General features: G+C 69.5%; 16 protein-coding genes, 1 tRNA gene and 1 pseudogene. 12 read left to right on the top strand and 6 right to left on the bottom strand.

The features are described from left to right. Positions 1-10 precede the first annotated feature (10 nt). The 8 genes from GGR66_RS13675 to GGR66_RS13640 all read left to right on the top strand — a co-directional run bounded on the left by GGR66_RS13675 (position 11) and on the right by GGR66_RS13640 (position 8,942). A complete protein-coding gene (locus GGR66_RS13675; RefSeq protein ID WP_160965175.1) occupies positions 11-628 on the top strand; it encodes a GNAT family protein in 618 nt (205 codons plus the stop codon). Then, positions 625-1,605: an N-acetyl-gamma-glutamyl-phosphate reductase gene (gene argC / locus GGR66_RS13670; RefSeq protein ID WP_184448598.1), complete on the top strand. Its 981-nt coding sequence runs from the start codon at positions 625-627 to the stop codon at positions 1,603-1,605. The genes GGR66_RS13675 and argC overlap by 4 nt, the downstream gene beginning before the upstream one ends. Before the next feature lie 88 nt (positions 1,606-1,693). After that, positions 1,694-2,989, top strand: a complete 1,296-nt coding sequence (gene argH / locus GGR66_RS13665) for an argininosuccinate lyase (protein WP_184448597.1) — start codon at positions 1,694-1,696, stop codon at positions 2,987-2,989. 86 nt (positions 2,990-3,075) lie between these two features. Beyond that, a complete protein-coding gene (locus GGR66_RS13660; protein ID WP_237475231.1) occupies positions 3,076-3,825 on the top strand; it encodes a BPL-N domain-containing protein in 750 nt (249 codons plus the stop codon). A gap of 70 nt (positions 3,826-3,895) precedes the next feature. Continuing rightward, on the top strand, positions 3,896-4,153 hold the full coding sequence (locus GGR66_RS13655) for a YciI family protein (protein WP_160965169.1): 258 nt from the start codon (positions 3,896-3,898) through the stop codon (positions 4,151-4,153). 16 nt (positions 4,154-4,169) lie between these two features. Beyond that, positions 4,170-5,357 carry a glutamate 5-kinase gene (proB, locus tag GGR66_RS13650; protein ID WP_184448596.1) on the top strand — a complete coding sequence of 396 codons (1,188 nt, stop codon included), beginning with the start codon at positions 4,170-4,172 and terminating at the stop codon, positions 5,355-5,357. A gap of 185 nt (positions 5,358-5,542) precedes the next feature. Then, positions 5,543-6,790 (top strand): glutamate-5-semialdehyde dehydrogenase, encoded by a 1,248-nt coding sequence (locus tag GGR66_RS13645; RefSeq protein WP_184448595.1) that lies wholly within the window; start codon positions 5,543-5,545, stop codon positions 6,788-6,790. Between the two features lie 235 nt (positions 6,791-7,025). After that, a complete protein-coding gene (locus GGR66_RS13640) occupies positions 7,026-8,942 on the top strand; it encodes a CocE/NonD family hydrolase (protein ID WP_184448594.1) in 1,917 nt (638 codons plus the stop codon). Between the two features lie 104 nt (positions 8,943-9,046). Here the strand turns inward: GGR66_RS13640 and GGR66_RS13635 are convergent, their stop codons facing one another. Beyond that, positions 9,047-9,934 carry a LysR family transcriptional regulator gene (locus tag GGR66_RS13635; protein ID WP_184448593.1) on the bottom strand — a complete coding sequence of 296 codons (888 nt, stop codon included), beginning with the start codon at positions 9,932-9,934 and terminating at the stop codon, positions 9,047-9,049. Positions 9,935-10,054: 120 nt separating this feature from the next. On the opposite strand from GGR66_RS13635, the gene GGR66_RS13630 reads away from it, so the two are divergent. From GGR66_RS13630 to GGR66_RS13615, 4 genes and pseudogenes are all read left to right on the top strand, one after another. Further along, positions 10,055-11,104, top strand: coding sequence for an NAD(P)-dependent alcohol dehydrogenase (locus tag GGR66_RS13630; protein WP_184448592.1), 1,050 nt, complete (start codon positions 10,055-10,057; stop codon positions 11,102-11,104). Between the two features lie 14 nt (positions 11,105-11,118). Continuing rightward, on the top strand, positions 11,119-12,153 hold the full coding sequence (locus GGR66_RS13625; RefSeq protein WP_184448591.1) for an alpha/beta hydrolase: 1,035 nt from the start codon (positions 11,119-11,121) through the stop codon (positions 12,151-12,153). Between the two features lie 88 nt (positions 12,154-12,241). Next, positions 12,242-13,462 carry an MFS transporter gene (locus tag GGR66_RS13620; protein ID WP_326521010.1) on the top strand — a complete coding sequence of 407 codons (1,221 nt, stop codon included), beginning with the start codon at positions 12,242-12,244 and terminating at the stop codon, positions 13,460-13,462. A gap of 154 nt (positions 13,463-13,616) precedes the next feature. Beyond that, positions 13,617-13,835, top strand: a pseudogene (locus GGR66_RS13615) (CocE/NonD family hydrolase C-terminal non-catalytic domain-containing protein); the annotation flags it as partial. A 63-nt stretch (positions 13,836-13,898) separates the two neighbouring features. On the opposite strand, the gene GGR66_RS13610 reads toward GGR66_RS13615, so the two are convergent. From GGR66_RS13610 to GGR66_RS13590, 5 genes are all read right to left on the bottom strand, one after another. Further along, a complete protein-coding gene (locus GGR66_RS13610) occupies positions 13,899-14,228 on the bottom strand; it encodes a hypothetical protein (RefSeq protein WP_184448590.1) in 330 nt (109 codons plus the stop codon). A gap of 272 nt (positions 14,229-14,500) precedes the next feature. Continuing rightward, positions 14,501-14,577 (bottom strand) — tRNA-Pro (locus GGR66_RS13605). 60 nt (positions 14,578-14,637) lie between these two features. Next, positions 14,638-14,757 (bottom strand): cytochrome bd-I oxidase subunit CydX, encoded by a 120-nt coding sequence (gene cydX / locus GGR66_RS13600; RefSeq protein WP_160965155.1) that lies wholly within the window; start codon positions 14,755-14,757, stop codon positions 14,638-14,640. 27 nt (positions 14,758-14,784) lie between these two features. After that, positions 14,785-15,936, bottom strand: coding sequence for a cytochrome d ubiquinol oxidase subunit II (gene cydB, locus GGR66_RS13595; protein WP_160965153.1), 1,152 nt, complete (start codon positions 15,934-15,936; stop codon positions 14,785-14,787). Between the two features lie 19 nt (positions 15,937-15,955). Further along, positions 15,956-17,545, bottom strand: a complete 1,590-nt coding sequence (locus GGR66_RS13590; RefSeq protein ID WP_184448589.1) for a cytochrome ubiquinol oxidase subunit I — start codon at positions 17,543-17,545, stop codon at positions 15,956-15,958. Positions 17,546-17,652 lie beyond the last annotated feature (107 nt).

Below are 17,652 nucleotides of genomic sequence, written 5' to 3'. Positions count from 1 at the left end.
GACTTACCCCATGTCCGGCATCGATCCCGTGCTTCCCGAATCCTGGCGCCACGTGCCGACGCTGCGCGGGCGCCACGTCAGCCTGGAGCCGCTGCAGGCGGCGCATGTCGAGGGCCTGCGCGCCGCGCTGCGCGGCAGCGGCCTGGACGCGCTGTGGTACACCAACGTGCCGGCGCCGGAACGCGTGGACGCCTATGTCGCCGCCGCGTTGGAGGTGCAGGCATTGGGTCGGGTGCTGCCGTTCGTGGTGCGCGATGCGCAGGGCGAGATCGTCGGCAGCACGCGCTTCTACGGCCTGGATCCGCAGGTGCCGACCCTGTCGATCGGCTACACCTGGTACGCGCCGCGAGTGCAGCGCAGCGGCCTGAACACCGAGGCCAAGCTGCTGCTGCTTGGCCACGCCTTCGACACGCTCGGCTGCCTCAGCGTGGTGTTCGAGACCAGCTGGTTCAACCACGCCTCGCGCACCGCGATCGCGCGGCTGGGGGCCAAGCAGGACGGCGTGCTGCGCAACCACAAGCGCCACGCCGACGGCACCCCGCGCGACACCGTCATCTTCTCCATCATCGATACGGAATGGGCCGGGGTGAAACGCCACCTGCAGTTCCGCCTGGATTCGCACGCATGAGCACTCCCATCTATTCCATCGGCATCGTCGGCGCCCGCGGCCACACCGGCGCCGAGTTGATCCGCCTGATCGCCGCGCATCCGCAACTGCGCCTGGCCTTCCTGTCCTCGCGCGAGCTGGACGGGCAGCGCGTCGATGCGCACCACGACACCTACCAGGGCGAACTGCGCTACGAGAACCTCGATCCCGATGCGGTGGCGGCCAAGCGCGCCGACGTGGTGGTGCTGGCGCTGCCCAACGGCAAGGCCGCGCCCTACGTGGCGGCGTTGGACGCGGCGGTCGCCGCCGGCGCGGCCGATCCCATCGTGGTCGATCTGTCCGCCGACTACCGCTTCGACCCGGCCTGGTACTACGGCCTGCCGGAACTGACCCGCGCGCGCTACGCCGGGCAGCGCCGCATCAGCAACCCAGGCTGCTACGCCACCGCGATGCAGCTGGCGATCGCGCCGCTGCGCGAGCAGCTCGCCGGGCCGCCGCAGTGCTTCGGCGTGTCGGGCTATTCCGGCGCCGGCACCACGCCGTCGGACAAGAACAATCCGGCGCTGCTGCACGACAACCTGATGCCGTACGCGCTGACCGACCACATGCACGAGCGCGAGGTGTCCGCACAGTTGGGCGTGCCGGTGGAGTTCATGCCGCACGTGGCGCCGCATTTCCGCGGCATCACCATGACCGTGAACCTGTGGCTGCAGCAGCCGCTGAAGCTGGAGGCCGTGCAGCAGCTGTATCGCGCCCGCTATGCCGATGAGTCGCTGATCGAGGTGATCGACGAGGCGCCCTGGGTGAGCCGCATCGCCGGCCGCCACGGCGTGCAGCTCGGCGGCTTCACCCTGGCCCCGGGCAACAAGCGCCTGGTGCTGGTGGCGACCCTGGACAACCTGCTCAAGGGCGCGGCGACGCAGGCGATGCAGAACCTCAACCTGGCGCTGGGCGTGGACGAGTTGACGTCGATCCCGCCGATACACACGCCGGAGTAGGACACCCACAATCAGCGCCGCATCCCCAACGGACGCAGCGCGCCGCTTTCCGAATCCCAATTCCCCAATCCCCATTCCCGGCTTCCCAATGACCAATCTGCTTTGGCAAAAACCCGGCGTCGCCGTCGACACGCAGATCCAGGCGTTCCTGGCCGGCGACGACGTGCTGCTGGACCGCGAGTTCTTCCTGCACGACATCGCCGCCAGCGGCGCGCACGCAGAAGGCCTGCAGCGCATCGGCATTCTCTCGGCCGACGAACTGGCCGGGCTGCAGCGCGAGCTGGCGGTGCTGGCCGAGGATTTCCGCAGTGGCGCGTTCGTGCTGGATGCGCGCTTCGAGGACGGCCACTCGGCGATCGAGGCCCGGCTGACCGAGCGCCTGGGCGATGCCGGGCGCAAGATCCACACCGGACGCAGCCGCAACGACCAGATCCTGGTCGCCACCCGGCTGTGGCTGAAGGACAAGCTGGCGCGGCTGGCGCAACTGAGCGCGGAGATCGCCAAGGTGGCACTGGACCGCGCGCAGGCCGAGCGCGACCTGCCGGTGCCCGGCTACACCCACATCCAGCGCGCCGTGGTGTCCTCGGCCGGCATGTGGTGGGCGGGCTGGGCCGAGGCCTTCATCGACGATGCGCTGCGTGCCCGCGACACCCTGCGCCTGGTCGACTGCAATCCGCTGGGCACCGCCGCCGGCTATGGCGTCAACCTGCCGCTGGACCGCGCCCACACCACCGCTGCGCTGGGCTTCGCGCGCCTGCAGGTCAGCCCGATCTATGCGCAGCTGTCGCGCGGCAAGTTCGAGATGGCCGCGCTGGAAGCGCTGGGCAGTGCGACCCTGGACCTGCGCCGCCTGGCCTGGGATCTGTCGTTGTTCACCAGCGGCGAGTTCGGCTTCGTGGCGCTGCCGGCGCAGTACACCACCGGCAGCTCGATCATGCCCAACAAGCGCAACCCGGACGTGATCGAACTGATGCGCGCCACCCACGCCAGCGTGGCCGCCGCGCGCACCGAGATCGAACAACTGCTGTCGCTGCCGTCGGGCTATCACCGCGACCTGCAGAGCAGCAAGGGCGCGATCTTCCACGGCTTCGGTCGCGGCCTGGCCGCGCTGGAGCTGCTGCCGGCGCTGCTGGCCAACCTGGAGTGGCGCGAGGACAGGCTGCGCGCGGCGATCGATTCGGGCATGTACGCCACCGACGTGGCGGTGGAAGCCGCGGTGGCCGGCGTGCCGTTCCGCGAGGCCTACCAGGCCGCCGCCGCGTCGGCCGACAGCGCGGGGCAGGGGCGTACGCCGGAAGGCAGCCTGGCGGCGCGGGTGTCGCCCGGTGCAGCCGCCGATCTGCAGTTGCAGGCGCTGCGCGCGCGCTGGGACACGCTGGGATGAGCCTGCTTGGCCATCCCACAGGCTGGCGCACGGCGATCGCATCGCCCGCGTGGCCGGGCAGGGCGGGCGGCCTGCGGACCATCGCCTTGGCGCTGCTCGCCGCGGGGCTGCTGGCGCTGCCCGCGGCCCCGGCCAGCGCGGCGGTCGGTGCGGCGCCGAAGGTGGCGGTCTACCGCGGTGCGGCCGGCTGCCGCGGCTGCTCTGAAATGGTGGTGGATGCGTTGCGCGCGACCGGGCTGCCGCTGACGATCGTCTACGTCGGCGAGCGCGAACCGCTGCACGTGACCCCCGCCACGCTGCGCGACGTCGATCTGTACATCCAGCCCGGCGGCGGCCAGGACATCCCGGCCGCGTACGCCGCCCTCGGCGACGATGGCGCCGATGCCCTGCGCGACTTCGTCAGCAGCGGCAAGGGTTTCCTGGGCCTGTGCATGGGGGCGTACCTGGCCGACCGCGACGGCATCGGCCTGGTCGATGTGGCGCTGCAGTCGGAAGTCGGGCGTCCGCGCTCGGGCATCGACGACGAAGGCGACCACACCATCGCCATCCGCTGGGACGGAACCTGGCAGCGCGTCTACTATCAGGACGGCCCGTTCCTCACCGGCAGCGCGGCGGACGGCTTCGTGCCGATCGCCCAGTACGGCAACGGCGACGTGGCGATCGCGCGTTATCGCCATGGCCGCGGCACGGTGGTGCTGGCCGGGCCGCATCCGGAGGCGGACGAGCGCTGGATGGACGAGGCCGGCGATGTCGCCCCGCAGGACAACCTGCGACGGCTGTTGCGGCTGTTTCCCGGCCTCGGCGCCCGTGCGGAGGCAGGGCCGGCGCTGCGCTGACGTAGCGCGCGGTCGTCGAACTTTTACCGGAGGCGCATGCCATGCCGCGCCTCGCATGCAGGAGAAGGCAATGACGTTGTACCTGGTGATGGCGATGCGCAAGCCGGCGTTTCCGGAGTCGGTGATCCAGCCGCATCGCGACTTCCTGGCCGCGCTGCGCGAGCGCGGGCTGCTGGAGCGCAGTGGTGGCTTCGGCGACGGCAGCGGTGGCGCCTATGTGCTCAAGAACGTGGACAGCCTGGCGCAGGCGCAGGCCATCGTCGCCGAGGATCCGCTGGCGCTCCAGGCCGCGTCCGAGCTGACCGTGTACGCCTGGAACGCGCACTGAGCCGAGCGAGCGCCCAATGACCGCACCGACCGCCGCCGCCACGCCCTTCGTCGAGCAAGCGCTGCCGCCCTGGCGGCGCGCGGTGCTCAAGGTCGGCAGCAGCCTGCTGGCCGCCGACGGCGGCGGCCTCACGCCACGCTTTGCACTAGGCCTGGCGCAGTTCGTCTCGGCCAACCTGGCGGCCGGGCGTGAACTGGTGATCGTGTCCTCCGGCGCGGTCGCCGCCGGCCGCGCCATCGTGCCCAAGGCCGCCGAAGCCGGCGCGGCGCTGGCTGCGCGGCAGGCGCTGGCCGCGCTCGGCCAGGCGCAGCTGATCGCGCTGTGGCAGCGCTTCTTCGAACGGCCGGTGGCACAGGTGCTGCTGACCCACGACGACCTGCGCAACCGCCGCCGCTACCTCAACGCACGCGCCACCCTGGGCGAACTGTTGCGGCTGGGCGCACTGCCGGTAGTCAACGAGAACGACACCGTCTCGGTGGACGAACTCAAGCTCGGCGACAACGACAATCTTGCCGCGATCGTCGCCGCCCTGGTCGACGCCGATGCGCTGTTCATCGCCACCGACATCGACGGCCTGTACACCGCCGACCCGCGCCACGACCCGCAGGCGCAGCCGCTGCACGAGGTGCAGGAACTGAGCGCGGCGGTGCTGGCGATGGCGGGCGGCAGCGGCAGCGGCGTGGGCACCGGCGGCATGCGCACCAAGCTGGAGGCCGCGGCCAAGGCCGGCGCTGCCGGCATCGAGACCTATCTGTTCAATGGCCGCAGCGCCGAGGTGGTGCGCGGCCTGGCCCAGGACCGCCTGCGCGGCACCCGCATCCATGCCGCGCGCACCCGCATCGCCGCGCGCAAGTACTGGCTGCGCCACGTGCCGGTGGAACCGGGCGCGATCCTGGTCGATGCCGGCGCCGCGGCCGCGCTGCTCGACAAGGGCGCCTCGCTGCTGCCGGGTGGCGTGGCCGGCGCCGTGGGCGAGTTCCGCCGCGGCGACATGGTCGAGGTGCGGCTGCGCGACGCGGCCGGCGAGCGCTGCCTGGCGCGCGGCGTCAGCCAGTACGCGGCGGTGGACATCCGCCGCATCGCTGGCCGCCACTCGCGCGACATCGAGGCGATCCTGGGCTACAACTACGGCGAGAACGTGATTCACCGCGATGATCTGGTGGTGGTGCGGGAATCGGGAGTCGGGAATGGGGAATCGGCGTAAGCGCGCCCGCCCCACGGTGGCCGCGACGGCGCCGCCGATCCCGCTGCAATGCGCGCGCATGCGATGTTGCGCCTCGCGCTCGCCGCCTTTCATCCGCCGGCGCAGCGCGTAGCCTTCCCGAATCCCGAATCCCGAATCCTGAATCCTGAATCCTGAATCCTGAATCCTAGCCACCGGAGCCCCCAATGACCTCCATCCGCACCCAGGCCCTGCAATGCCGCGATGCCGCGCAAGCGCTGGCGCAGTTGTCCTCGTCGGCCAAGCAGGCCTTGCTGGAGGCGATGGCGGCGGCGCTGGAAGCGGATGCGGAGGCGATCCTCGTCGCCAATGCACAGGACCTGGAGGCGGCGCGGGCCAAGGACGTCGGCAGTGCGATGCTCGATCGGCTGGCGCTGGACCGCAAGCGCCTGGACGGCATCGCCGCGGCGCTGCGCGAGGTGGCGGCCTTGCCCGATCCGGTGGGGCAGGTCACCCGCGACGACGTGCGCCCCAACGGCATCCGCGTGCAGAAGATCCGCGTGCCGCTGGGTGTGGTGGCGATGATCTACGAGGCGCGCCCCAACGTCACCGCCGACGCCGCGGCGCTGTGCATCAAGGCCGGCAACGGGGTGATCCTGCGCGGCGGTTCCGAGGCGATCCATTCCAACACCGCCATCGCCGCGGCGCTGCGCCGGGCGCTGCGCGAGGCCGGCATCGGCGAGGCCGCGCTGACCCTGGTCGAAGACCTGCGCCGCGAGACCATGCTGGAACTGCTGCAACTCAACGACATCGTCGACCTGGCGATCCCGCGCGGCGGCGAGGGCCTGATCCGCTTCGTCGCCGAACATGCGCGGGTGCCGGTGATCAAGCACTACAAGGGCGTGTGCCATCTGTTCGTGGATGCGTCGGCGAACCTGGAGCTGGCGGTGAAGCTGCTGGTCGACGGCAAGACCACGCGGCCTGCCGCCTGCAATTCCCTGGAGACGCTGCTGGTGCACGCCGACGTGGCCGCGCGCTTCCTGCCGCTGGCGGCGCAGGCGCTGCGCCAGCGCGGTGTCGCCCTGCGCGGCGATGCCGCCACCCGCGCACTGCTGCCAGACATCGACAGCGCCAGCGACGACGACTACGCCGCCGAATACCTGGACCTGATCCTGGCGATCGCGGTGGTGCCGGACCTGGACGCGGCGATCGCGCACATCCGCCGCTACGGCTCGGACCACACCGAGGTCATCGCCACCGAGGACGCGGCCAACGCCGAGGCCTTCGTGCAGGCGCTGCGCGCGGCCGTGGTGATGGTCAACGCCTCCTCGCGCTTCTCCGATGGCGGCGAACTCGGCCTGGGCGCGGAGATCGGCATTTCCACCACGCGCCTGCACGCCTACGGCCCGATGGGCCTGGAAGCGTTGACCGTGGAGCGCTTCGTGGTGCGCGGCGAAGGCCAGGTCCGGCACTGAGGCGCCGCCGCACATTGGTTGGGCGGGCGCCTGAGCTGCCTGGCATGTGAGGGATCGGCGTCCTGCTGGTGGCGGTGAAGCAGGGTGGCAACCTGTGCTGATCGGGATAGCGTGCCTGTGCGCTCGCACACCGCGGTATCAGCGGCGGGGATCGGCGACCCAGCCTTTGTCACTTGCCGAGCAACGCGCCGTCGCCTAGCGTCGCGGATTCGCCTCCTCTCGGGATCCAACGCCCATGCGCCGCCTCGCTCCCTGCCTGCTCGCCGCTGCCGTCGCCCTCGCCACCGCCGGCGCCGCAGTCGCCCAGACCGCGCCGATGACGCCGGACATCACCGGCAAGCCGTTCGTCGCACCGACCGCGGCCAACGACTACGTCAAGCGCGAGGTGATGATCCCGATGCGCGACGGGGTCAAGCTGCACACGGTGATCGTGCTGCCCAAGGACGCGCACGGCGCGCCGATCCTGCTGACCCGCACGCCCTACGACGCCAGCGGCCGCGCCAGCCGGCTGGCCTCGCCGCACATGCGCGACCTGTTGCCGCAGGGCGACGAAGTGTTCGTCGACGGCGGCTACATCCGCGTGTTCCAGGACATCCGCGGCAAGTACGGTTCGGAGGGCGACTACGTGGTGACCCGGCCGCTGCGCGGGCCGCTCAACCCGACCAAGGTCGATCACGCCACCGACGCCTGGGACACCATCGACTGGCTGGTCAAGCACGTGCCCGAATCCAACGGCAAGGTCGGCATGATCGGCTCGTCCTACGAGGGCTTCACCGTGGTGATGGCGCTGGCCGATCCGCATCCGGCGCTGAAGGTGGCCGCGCCGGAAAGCCCGATGATCGACGGCTGGATGGGCGACGACTGGCTCAACTACGGCGCCTTCCGCCAGGTCAACCTGGACTACTTCACCGGCCAGATGACCAAGCGTGGCAAAGGCGAGGGCATTCCGCGCCACGGCTACGACGATTACAGCAACTTCCTGCGCGCCGGTTCGGCCGGCGACTACGCCAAGGCCGCCGGGCTGGAGCAACTGCCGTGGTGGCGCAAGCTCACCGAGCACCCGGCCTACGATGCGTTCTGGCAGGAGCAGGCGCTGGACAAGGTGATGGCGCGCACCCCGCTGAAGGTGCCGACGATGTGGCTGCAGGGGCTGTGGGACCAGGAAGACATGTGGGGCGCGATCCACAGCTACGAGGCGATGGAGCCGCGCGACACCGGCAACGACAGGAACTACCTGGTGATGGGGCCGTGGCGGCACAGCCAGGTCAACTACGAGGGCGCCTCGTTGGGCGCGCTGCAGTTCGACGGCGACACCGCGCTGCAGTTCCGCCGCGACGTGCTCAAGCCGTTCTTCGACCAGTACCTGGTCGACGGCGCGCCCAAGGCCGACACGCCGCCGGTGCTGATCTACGACACCGGCGCCAACCACTGGGACCGCCTGCAGCGCTGGCCGCTGAGCTGCGCGCAGGGCTGCCCGGCGCAGAGCAAGCCGCTGTACCTGGAGGCCGGCGGCCGCGTTTCGTTCGAAGCGCCCAAGGCCGGGCAGGGCGAGTACACCGAGTACGTCTCCGACCCGGCCAAGCCGGTGCCGTTCGTGCCGCGCCCGGTGGTGTTCGGCGACCGCGACATGTGGACCACCTGGCTGGTGCACGACCAGCGCTTCGTCGACGGCCGCCCGGACGTGCTGACCTTCGTCAGCGAACCGCTGCGGGCGCCGCTGCGCATCGCCGGTGCGCCGCAGGTGCACCTGCAGGCCTCCACCAGCGGCAGCGACAGCGACTGGGTGGTGAAGCTGATCGACGTGTATCCGGACCAGATGGCGTCCGAGCCGAAGCTGGGCGGCTACGAGCTGCCGGTGTCGCTGGCGATCTTCCGCGGCCGCTACTGCGAAAGCTTCGAGCATCCGGCGCCGCTGACCCCGAACCAGCCGCTGGCCTACCGCTTCGGCCTGCCCACCGCCAACCACACCTTCGAGCGCGGCCACCGGATCATGGTGCAGGTGCAGTCCACGCTGTTCCCGCTGTACGACCGCAACCCGCAGACCTACGTGCCCAACATCTACTTCGCCAAGCCGGGCGATTACCAGAAGGCGACGCAGCGGATCTGGCACACGCCGCAGCAGGCCAGCTACATCGAGCTGCCGGTGCGCTGAGCGCCGCTAGCGAACGTGCGTGCGGCCACGCCGGACACGGCGCGCGACGCGCGCCGCGCGCCGCACTCGCTGGCCGGCGCGGTTGCCGCGGCCGCGCGGCGCACTCAAAGGCGCAGTGCGTCGAGCACCAGCGAGAACGCCGGCGAGTGCTGGCGGCGGCTGGGGTAGTAGAGATGGTAGCCGGAGAATGGCGGGCACCAGTCCTCCAGCACCCGCACCAGGCGACCGTCCTCGAGATGGGGCGCGAATTCCTGCTCGGGCAGGAACGCGATGCCGAGTCCGTCGAGCGCGGCGCGCACGATCGGCGGCGAGGTGCTGAACGTCACCTGGCCTTCGACCCGCACGTTCACCTGCCGGTTGCGCCGCTCGAACTCCCACACGTAGAGGCCGCCATGGGTGGGGAAGCGGATGTTGATGCAGCGGTGTTGGGTCAGGTCGCCCGGCACCTTGGGCAGCGGGCGCTGCTGGAAGTAGGCCGGCGCCGCCGCGGCGGCCATGCGCAGCGGCGGGCCGATCGGCATCGCGATCATGTCCTTGTCCACGCTCTCGCCCAGGCGCACGCCCGCGTCGAAACGGTCGGCGACAATGTCGCGGAAACCGTAGCTGACGTCGAACTCGATCTGCACGTCCGGATAGCGCTGCAGCACCGGGGTCAGCTTGGGCAGCAGGGTGGTGTGCAGGATGTGGTCGCCGCTGGTGATGCGGACCACGCCGGCGGGCTTGTCGCGCAGCGCGGTCAGCGCGTCCAGTTCCGACTCGATCTCGTCGAAGCGGTTGCCGATGGCCTGCAACAGACGCTGGCCCGCCGCGGTGGGCGAAACGCTGCGCGTGGTGCGGGTGAGCAGGCGGATCTGCAGCCGCGTTTCCAGCGCCTTGATCGCCTGGCTGAGCGCCGACTGGGTGACCCCCAACGCGGCGCCGGCGCGGGTGAAGCTGCCTTCGCGGGCGACGGTGACGAAGGCCAGCAGGTCGTTGAGATTGCGTCGTGCCATGGCCCAGTCTGACAGGTCGATTGATTAGCTTGGCTAATAGGGAAGGAAAGGATTCATCATCTTATCAGGCGGATCAGCGATGCCGACAATGGCCATCCTCCCCTCCACCGGAATCCCGCCATGTTCGTCAACGCCTATGGCGCCCACGCCGGCGACCAGCCCCTCGAACCCATGCGGATCGTGCGCCGCACGCTCGGCCCGGACGACGTGCGCATCGACATCGCCTACTGCGGCATCTGCCATTCCGACCTGCACCAGGCCCGCGGCGAATGGGCCGGTACGCGCTTCCCGTGCGTGCCGGGACACGAGATCGTGGGCCGCGTCGCGGCGGTCGGTGCGCATGTCGTCGGCATGCGTCCGGGCGACCTGGTCGGCGTCGGCTGCATCGTGGACAGCTGCAGGCACTGCGCGGAGTGCGAGGGCGGACTGGAGAACTACTGCGACGGCATGGTCGGCACCTACAACTTCCCGAGCGCCGATGCGCCCGGCCACACCCTTGGCGGCTATTCGCAGCAGATCGTGGTCCACCAGCGCTACGTGCTGAGAATCAGCCACCCGGCAGGGCAACTGGCGGCGGTGGCGCCGCTGCTGTGCGCGGGCATCACCACCTATTCGCCGCTGCGCCACTGGGGTGCCGGTCCCGGCAAGACGGTGGGCGTCGTCGGCATCGGCGGGCTCGGCCACGTCGGCGTGAAACTGGCCCATGCGATGGGCGCGCGCGTCGTCGCGTTCACCACCGCCGAGGCCAAGCGCGAGGCTGCCCTGGCACTGGGCGCCGACGCGGTGGTGGTGTCGCGCAACGCGCAGGAAATGGCGGCGCATGCCGGGAGCATCGACCTGATCGTGGACACGGTCGCCGCGCCGCACGACCTGGACGCGTTCCTGGGCCTGCTCAAGCGCGACGGCGCAATGGTGCTGGTCGGTGCGCCGGCCAGCCCGCATCCGTCGCCGGCGGTGTTCAGCCTGATCATGCGGCGTCGCACCCTGGCCGGCTCGATGATCGGCGGCATTGCCGAGACCCAGGAGATGCTGGATTTCTGCGCCGAGCACGGCATCGTCGCCGACATCGAGTTGATCCGCGCCGAGCAGATCAACGCCGCCTACGAACGGATGCTGCAAGGCGACGTGAAATACCGATTCGTCATCGACAACGCCACCTTGGCCGCCTGACCGGGAGAAGACCGATGCAACGACTGCTGCTGATCCTGGCCCTGGCGGCCGGCACCTCCACCGCGATGGGGCAAGACATGACCAATGGCGCGAACAACTTCTACAAGAGCGACGCCGTCGCCATGGAAAAGGTTTCCTTCCGCAACCAGTACCGAATGACGATCGTGGGCAACCTGTTCCTGCCCAGGCAGCGCAAGGCCGGTGTCCGCTATCCGGCCATCGTGGTCGGGCACCCGATGGGCGCAGTGAAGGAGCAGAGCTCCAACCTGTATGCGCAGAAGCTGGCCGAACAGGGCTTCGTCACCCTGGCGATCGACCAGTCGTTCTGGGGCGAGAGCGAGGGCCAGCCGCGCAATGCGGTGGCGCCGGATCTGTATGCCGAGGCGTTCAGCGCGGCGGTGGACTACCTGGGCAGCCGGGCGTTCGTGGACCGCGAGCGCATCGGCGTGCTCGGCATCTGCGGCAGCGGCAGCTTCGTCATCAGTGCGGCCAAGATCGACCCGCGCATGAAGGCCATCGCCACCGTGAGCATGTACGACATGGGGGCGGCCAACCGCGATGGGCTCAACCACGCGCAGACCGTCGAGCAGCGCAAACAGATCATCGCGGCCGCGGCGCGGCAGCGCGACGTGGAATTCGGCGGCGGCAAGACCGAGTACACCGGCGGCACGGTGCACGTGCTCGATGCGCAGACCCCTCCCATCCAGCGCGAGTTCTACGACTTCTACCGCACCGCGCGCGGCCAGTTCACTCCGGCCGGTTCCTCGCCCGCGCTCACCACGCACCCGACCTTGAGCAGCAACGTCAAGTTCATGAACTTCTATCCGTTCAACGACATCGCGACCATCGCGCCGCGGCCGATGCTGTTCATCGCCGGCGACCAGGCGCACTCGAAGGAATTCAGCGAAGAGGCCTTCCGCCAGGCGGGCCAGCCGAAGGAGTTGTACTGGGTGAAGGGCGCGGGCCACGTGGACCTGTACGACCGGACCGACCTGATCCCATTCGACAAGCTGGCCTCGTTCTTCCGGCACACCCTGGGGGCGCCATGAGCGTGCGCATGGGCAGGCGCGGGTGCCATCGCACGCGGCCGATCGCACACGAACACCTCGCGCGCTGCGGCCGCCACGGAGCGGGGCGGTGAGCGCGGCGCTGCCGGCGGAAGCGGGGCGCGGGCAGGCCGCCGCCGCCCCACAGCGCGCCCATTGGGGCGGCGTGTACGCGATGACGCTGTGCGTGTTCGCGCTGATCGCGTCGGAATTCATGCCGGTCAGCCTGCTGACTCCGATGGCCGCCGAGCTGCGCGTCAGCCAGGGCCTGGCCGGTTACGGCCTCGCCCTCTCCGGCGCGTTCGCGGTGCTCGCCAGCCTGTCCATTCCCGCCCTGGCCGGGGCCATGGACCGCAAGCGCCTGTTGCTGGCGCTGACCGGGCTGATAGCGGTGTCCGGCGCGGTGGTCGCGTTGGCCCCGAACTATGCGGCCTACATGGCCGGGCGGGCGCTCATCGGCGTGGTGATCGGCGGCTTCTGGTCGCTGTCGGCCGCGACCGCGATGTGCCTGGTGCCGCCGGCCCAGGTGCCGCGCGCCCTGGCCATCTTCAATGGCGGCAACGCCCTGGCCACGGTGATCGCCGCGCCGCTCGGCAGCTACCTGGGCGGGGTGATCGGCTGGCGCGGCGCGTTCCTGCGCCTGGTGCCGGTGGCCGTGCTGGCGTTCGCCTGGCAGTGGGCCAGCCTGCCGGCCATGAGCGCGGCGCGCGGGGCAGGGGCCGGCAACGTGTTCGGCCTGCTCCGGCAGCGCGCGGTCGCGTTGGGCATGGCGGCCTGCGCCGCCTTCTTCATGGGCCAGTTCGCGTTGTTCACCTACGTGCGCCCGTTCCTGGAAACGGTGACGCTGGCCAAGGTGCCGGTGTTGTCGTGGCTCCTGCTGGGGATCGGCGTGGCCGGTCTGCTCGGCACCCTGCTGGTCGGCGCCGCGCTGCAGCGCAGCCTGTATCGCACCCTGATCGCGATTCCGCTGCTGATGGCGGCGGTCGCCCTGGCCCTGATTCCGTTCGGTACGCGTGTCGCCGCCGTGGCGGTCTTGCTGGCACTGTGGGGATTGCTGGCGACCGCCGCGCCGGTGGGCTGGTGGAGTTGGATCGCGCGCGCGATGCCCGGGAGCGCCGAGGCCGGTGGCGGCCTGATGGTGGCGGTGATCCAATTGGCCATCGCGCTGGGCTCGACCGTCGGCGGCATGCTGTTCGATCGCCACAGCTATGCGGCGACCTTCGTGGCGAGCGCGGCGCTGCTGCTGTTCGCGGCGGCGTTGATCGGGCTGGCATCGCGTGCGTCCGCCGCTCGACCTGCACCATCGGCGTAGCGTTCGAGCATGCCGATGAGGCCGCGACTGGACACCGGCCACGCCATGCGCGTATCGCTGCCATCCGCCCGCCGTGGTGGCCGCCGCTCGTGGCAGCGGTTGTTGCGCTGGCTGGTCCTGCTGGCCGGCTTGCCGATTGCCGCGGCGCCATCCGTCGTTCCGGTTCGGCCTGCCCACCGCCAACCACACCTTCGAGCGCGGCCACCGGATCATGGTGCAGGTGCAGTCCAGCTTGTTCCCGCTGTACGACCGCAACCCGCAGACCTACGTGCCCAACATCTACTTCGCCAAGCCCGGCGATTACCAGAAGGCGACGCAGCGGATCTTGCACACGTCGCAGCAGGCCAGTTTCATCAGCCTGCCGGTGTACTGAGCGAGGCGCACGCCGGCGCGTGGTGCGCTGGCGTGTGACATTCGGCGTGCCGCGGACGCTTGTTTAGCTGTGCGATTCGACCAGCGAGAGCGTGCAGGCCTCGCCCGGAGCGGATTGCGAGTACTCGATGCGCGAAAGCTTCTTGCCCGCGGTCTGCGCGGCGAGCAGGCTCGCATAGGCGGCCTTGCCGAACTCGTCGCCGAGGTTGAAATAGACGATGTCGAACTTGCAGGTGGTGGAGAGCGCCTCTTTGACGCTGAAGTAGGCGGTGGCGCCGCCCTGTACGCCCTGTACGCCGAGGCGGTCCACCAGCTTGTCGGTTTCGGTCACCGCGGCTGCCGGTGCGCAGTAGAAGGCAATCAGTGAGAGGCAGAGCGTGGCTTGCAGTTTCATGGTGTCGTGTCCGTTTGCCTGAGTCGTGAACGTCGAAACGGACATGTCCGCCATCTCGCCTCCGGTGCATGTCATTGCCGAAGGCAGAGGTCGTGATGAATGTGCCGGTCCCCGTTGCCATTGTGGCGAGAAGCCGGGCCCGGGCGTCAAGGTCTGGCTGCCTCGAGAGGGTAAAGCGGCGGGCGATTGCCGTGCTGCGTGGCGGCGCCAAATTGCAGACACAAAAAAACCCGGAAAACGATGGTTTTCCAGGCTTTTTGTGACCTTGAAACTGGTCGGGGAGACAGGATTCGAACCTGCGACCTCTACGTCCCGAACGTAGCGCTCTACCAGACTGAGCTACACCCCGAAGGAGCCGCACATGATACGGAGGTCTTCCGCATTCGGCAAGCGCCTTTGCAAAAAAATTTCAGTCCGTCGCGTCGGCGGCATCCGCCGCGTTGCGCTCGCGCGCCTCGAACCACATGCCGTTGAGGATGGCGGCGGTGGAGGCCAGGCCGACACCGAGAATCCAGGCGAAATACCACATGATCGTTTCTCCTTGCAGCGGGGCGCGTCAGTACGCGTTGGGGTTGTCGTCCAGGGAGGCGGCGGTGACCTTGCCCTTCAGCACGCGGTACACCCAGGTGGTGTAGCCGAGGATGATCGGCAGGAACACCACGGTGGCCAGCAGCATGATCCACAGGGTCAGGTGGCTGCTGGAGGCGTCCCACACGGTCAGGCTGGAGCCCGGCTGGCTGGAGGACGGCAGCAGGAACGGGAAGAGCGCAAAGCCCACGGTCAGGATGATGCCGGCGATGGCCGCGCCGGAGGCGATGAAGGCCAGGCCGCCGCGGCGCTTGCGCAGCAGCACCGCGCTGAGCAGCAGGCCGAGCAGGCCGGCGGCCGGGGCCAGGGCGGTCAGCGGCATGCGCTGGTAGTTGTGCATCCAGCCGCCGACCTCGCCGAGCACGGCGGTTTTCAGTAGCGGGTTGGTGGCGCCGTCGGTGACCACCTGCGAGGTGACCGCGTAGCCGGGCAGGCCGGTGGCCACCCACACTCCGGCGCCGGCGAACAGCGCACAGGCCACCAGTGCGGCGACGCTGCCGTAGCGCGCCGCGCGCTCGGCCACCGGGCCGTCGGTCTTCAGCACCAGCATCGCCGCGCCGTGCGCCACCAGCATGCTCACGCTGAGCAGGCCGGCCAGCAGGGCGAACGGCATCAGCAGCCCGAAGAAGCTGCCGGTGTAGAACACCCGCAGGGTGTCGTCGAAGTGGAACGGCACGCCGAGCACGACGTTGCCCACCGCCACGCCCATGATCAGCGCCGGGATGAAGCCGCCGACGAACAGCGCCCAGTCCCAACTGTTACGCCAGCGCTGGCTGGGCAGCTTGCCGCGGAACTTGAACCCGACCGGGCGCAGGATCAGCGCGAACAGGATCACGAACATGGCCAGGTAGAAGCCGGAGAAGCTGACCGCATACAGCGGCGGCCAAGCGGCGAAAATGGCGCCGCCGCCGAGCACCAGCCAGACCTGGTTGCCTTCCCAGACCGGGCCGATGGTGTTGACCACCAGCCGGCGTTCGGCGTCGTTCTTCGCTACGAACGGCAGCAGCGCGCCGACGCCCAGGTCGAATCCGTCCATCACCGCGAAGCCGATCAGCAGGATGCCCAGCAGCAGCCACCAGATCACGCGCAGCGTGGTGTAGTCCAATGCAATGAAGTCCATGGTGTGTCTCCTGCCGGGGTCAGAGGTGGCCGGCGGCCGCAGGTGCGGCGATCGGGGTAACGGGGCGTGGGGCGGGCTGCAGCAGGGCGGGCAGCGCGTCCGGCCCCTTGCGGATCGCCTTGAGCATCAGCTTGATCTCGATGATCAGCAGCGTGGTGTAGATGGCCACGAAGCCGCCCAGGGTGATCAGGATGTCGTGCAGGGCCAGGCCGGAGGCGGCATAGAACGTCGGCAGCACGCCTTCCACCGCCCACGGCTGGCGGCCGTACTCGGCCACGAACCAGCCGCACTCGATCGCGATCCACGGCGCCGGCAGGGTCCACACCGCCAGCTTCAGGAACCAGCGCTTGTCCTCGAAGTTGTGCTTGCACGAGAACCACAGCGCGGCGGCGAAGAAGGCGATCAGGTAGAAGCCCAGGCCGGCCATCACCCGGAACGTCCAGAACAGCGGCAGCACCCGCGGCACCGTATCCAGCGCGGCCTTGGCGATCTCCTCCGGCGTGGCGTTGAGGATGTCCTCGCGGTAGCGCTTGAGCAGCAGTCCGTGGCCGAGGTCCTGCCAGTGCTTGTCGAACACCGCGCGCGCCTCGACGTCGTTGCGGTTGGCCTTGAGCCGCTGCAGCGCGCCGTAGGCGATCTGCCCGCCGCGCACGCGGTGCTCGGCGCGCTTGACCAGCTCCAGGATGCCGGGCACCGGCGTGTTCAACGAGCGCGTGGCGATCAGGCCCATCAGGTACGGCACCTTGATCGCGTAGTCGTTCCTGCCGGTGGCCTGGTTGGGGATGCCGAAGGCGGTGAAGTCGGCCGGCGCCTGCTCGGTTTCCCACATGGCCTCGATCGCGGCCAGCTTCATCTTCTGGTGTTCGTTGGCGGCGTAGCCGCTCTCGTCGCCCAGCACCACCACCGACAGCGAGGAGGCCAGGCCGAACGCGGCGGCCACCGCGAACGAGCGCCGGGCCAAGTCGCGATGCTTGCCGCGCAGCAGGTACAGCGCGCTGATCGACATCACGAACACCGCGCCGGTGACGTAGCCGGCGCTGACCGTGTGCACGAACTTGGCCTGCGCCACCGGATTGAACACCACCGCCATGAAGTCGACCACTTCCATGCGCATGGTGTCCGGGTTGAACACCGCGCCGGTCGGGTTCTGCATCCAGCCGTTGGCGATCAGGATCCACACCGCCGACAGATTGGTGCCCAGCGCCATCAGCCAGGTCACCATCAGGTGCTTGACCGGCGTGAGCTTGCTCCAGCCGAAGAAGAACAGGCCGATGAAGGTCGCTTCCAGGAAGAACGCCATCAACCCTTCGATCGCCAGCGGCGCGCCGAAGATGTCGCCGACGTAGTGGCTGTAGTAGGACCAGTTCATGCCGAACTGGAACTCCATGACGATGCCGGTGGCCACGCCCATCGCGAAGTTGATGCCGAACAGCACGCCCCAGAACAGGGTCATACGCCGCCACACGTCCTTGCGGGTCATGACGTACACGCTCTCCATGATCGCGATCATGAAGGACAGGCCCAGGGTGAGCGGAACGAACAGGAAGTGGTACATGGCGGTCATGGCGAACTGCAGCCGCGACAGCTCTACGACAGTGGTGTCGATCATGGCTGTGCTACCTCGTGGAAGATGTGCATCTGGGTGGCCGAGTGGCGGGAGATTGGAGGCGATCTTCCGCCGCGCCGGCGCGTTCGACCTTGATTCAGATCAATGTG

Origin of the sequence: Xanthomonas sp. 3498, from assembly GCF_014199795.1 — a bacterium.
Taxonomy (GTDB): Bacteria; Pseudomonadota; Gammaproteobacteria; order Xanthomonadales; family Xanthomonadaceae; genus Xanthomonas_A; species Xanthomonas_A rydalmerensis.
The sequence above is the reverse complement of the archived record's forward strand: the minus strand, read 5'-3'. Positions and strand labels throughout refer to the sequence as shown.

Bases quoted from the DNA above. Each gene is read 5' to 3' on its own strand.
- GGR66_RS13630 (WP_184448592.1), top strand. From the start codon at position 10,055: ATGTTCGTCAACGCCTATGGCGCCCACGCCGGCGACCAGCCCCTCGAA.
- cydB (WP_160965153.1), bottom strand. From the start codon at position 15,936: ATGGACTTCATTGCATTGGACTACACCACGCTGCGCGTGATCTGGTGG.
- argC (WP_184448598.1), top strand. From the start codon at position 625: ATGAGCACTCCCATCTATTCCATCGGCATCGTCGGCGCCCGCGGCCAC.
- GGR66_RS13640 (WP_184448594.1), top strand. From the start codon at position 7,026: ATGCGCCGCCTCGCTCCCTGCCTGCTCGCCGCTGCCGTCGCCCTCGCC.
- GGR66_RS13645 (WP_184448595.1), top strand. From the start codon at position 5,543: ATGACCTCCATCCGCACCCAGGCCCTGCAATGCCGCGATGCCGCGCAA.
- GGR66_RS13635 (WP_184448593.1), bottom strand. From the start codon at position 9,934: ATGGCACGACGCAATCTCAACGACCTGCTGGCCTTCGTCACCGTCGCC.
- GGR66_RS13655 (WP_160965169.1), top strand. From the start codon at position 3,896: ATGACGTTGTACCTGGTGATGGCGATGCGCAAGCCGGCGTTTCCGGAG.
- cydX (WP_160965155.1), bottom strand. From the start codon at position 14,757: ATGTGGTATTTCGCCTGGATTCTCGGTGTCGGCCTGGCCTCCACCGCC.
- GGR66_RS13625 (WP_184448591.1), top strand. From the start codon at position 11,119: ATGCAACGACTGCTGCTGATCCTGGCCCTGGCGGCCGGCACCTCCACC.
- GGR66_RS13675 (WP_160965175.1), top strand. From the start codon at position 11: ATGTCCGGCATCGATCCCGTGCTTCCCGAATCCTGGCGCCACGTGCCG.
- proB (WP_184448596.1), top strand. From the start codon at position 4,170: ATGACCGCACCGACCGCCGCCGCCACGCCCTTCGTCGAGCAAGCGCTG.
- GGR66_RS13610 (WP_184448590.1), bottom strand. From the start codon at position 14,228: ATGAAACTGCAAGCCACGCTCTGCCTCTCACTGATTGCCTTCTACTGC.
- argH (WP_184448597.1), top strand. From the start codon at position 1,694: ATGACCAATCTGCTTTGGCAAAAACCCGGCGTCGCCGTCGACACGCAG.
- GGR66_RS13590 (WP_184448589.1), bottom strand. From the start codon at position 17,545: ATGATCGACACCACTGTCGTAGAGCTGTCGCGGCTGCAGTTCGCCATG.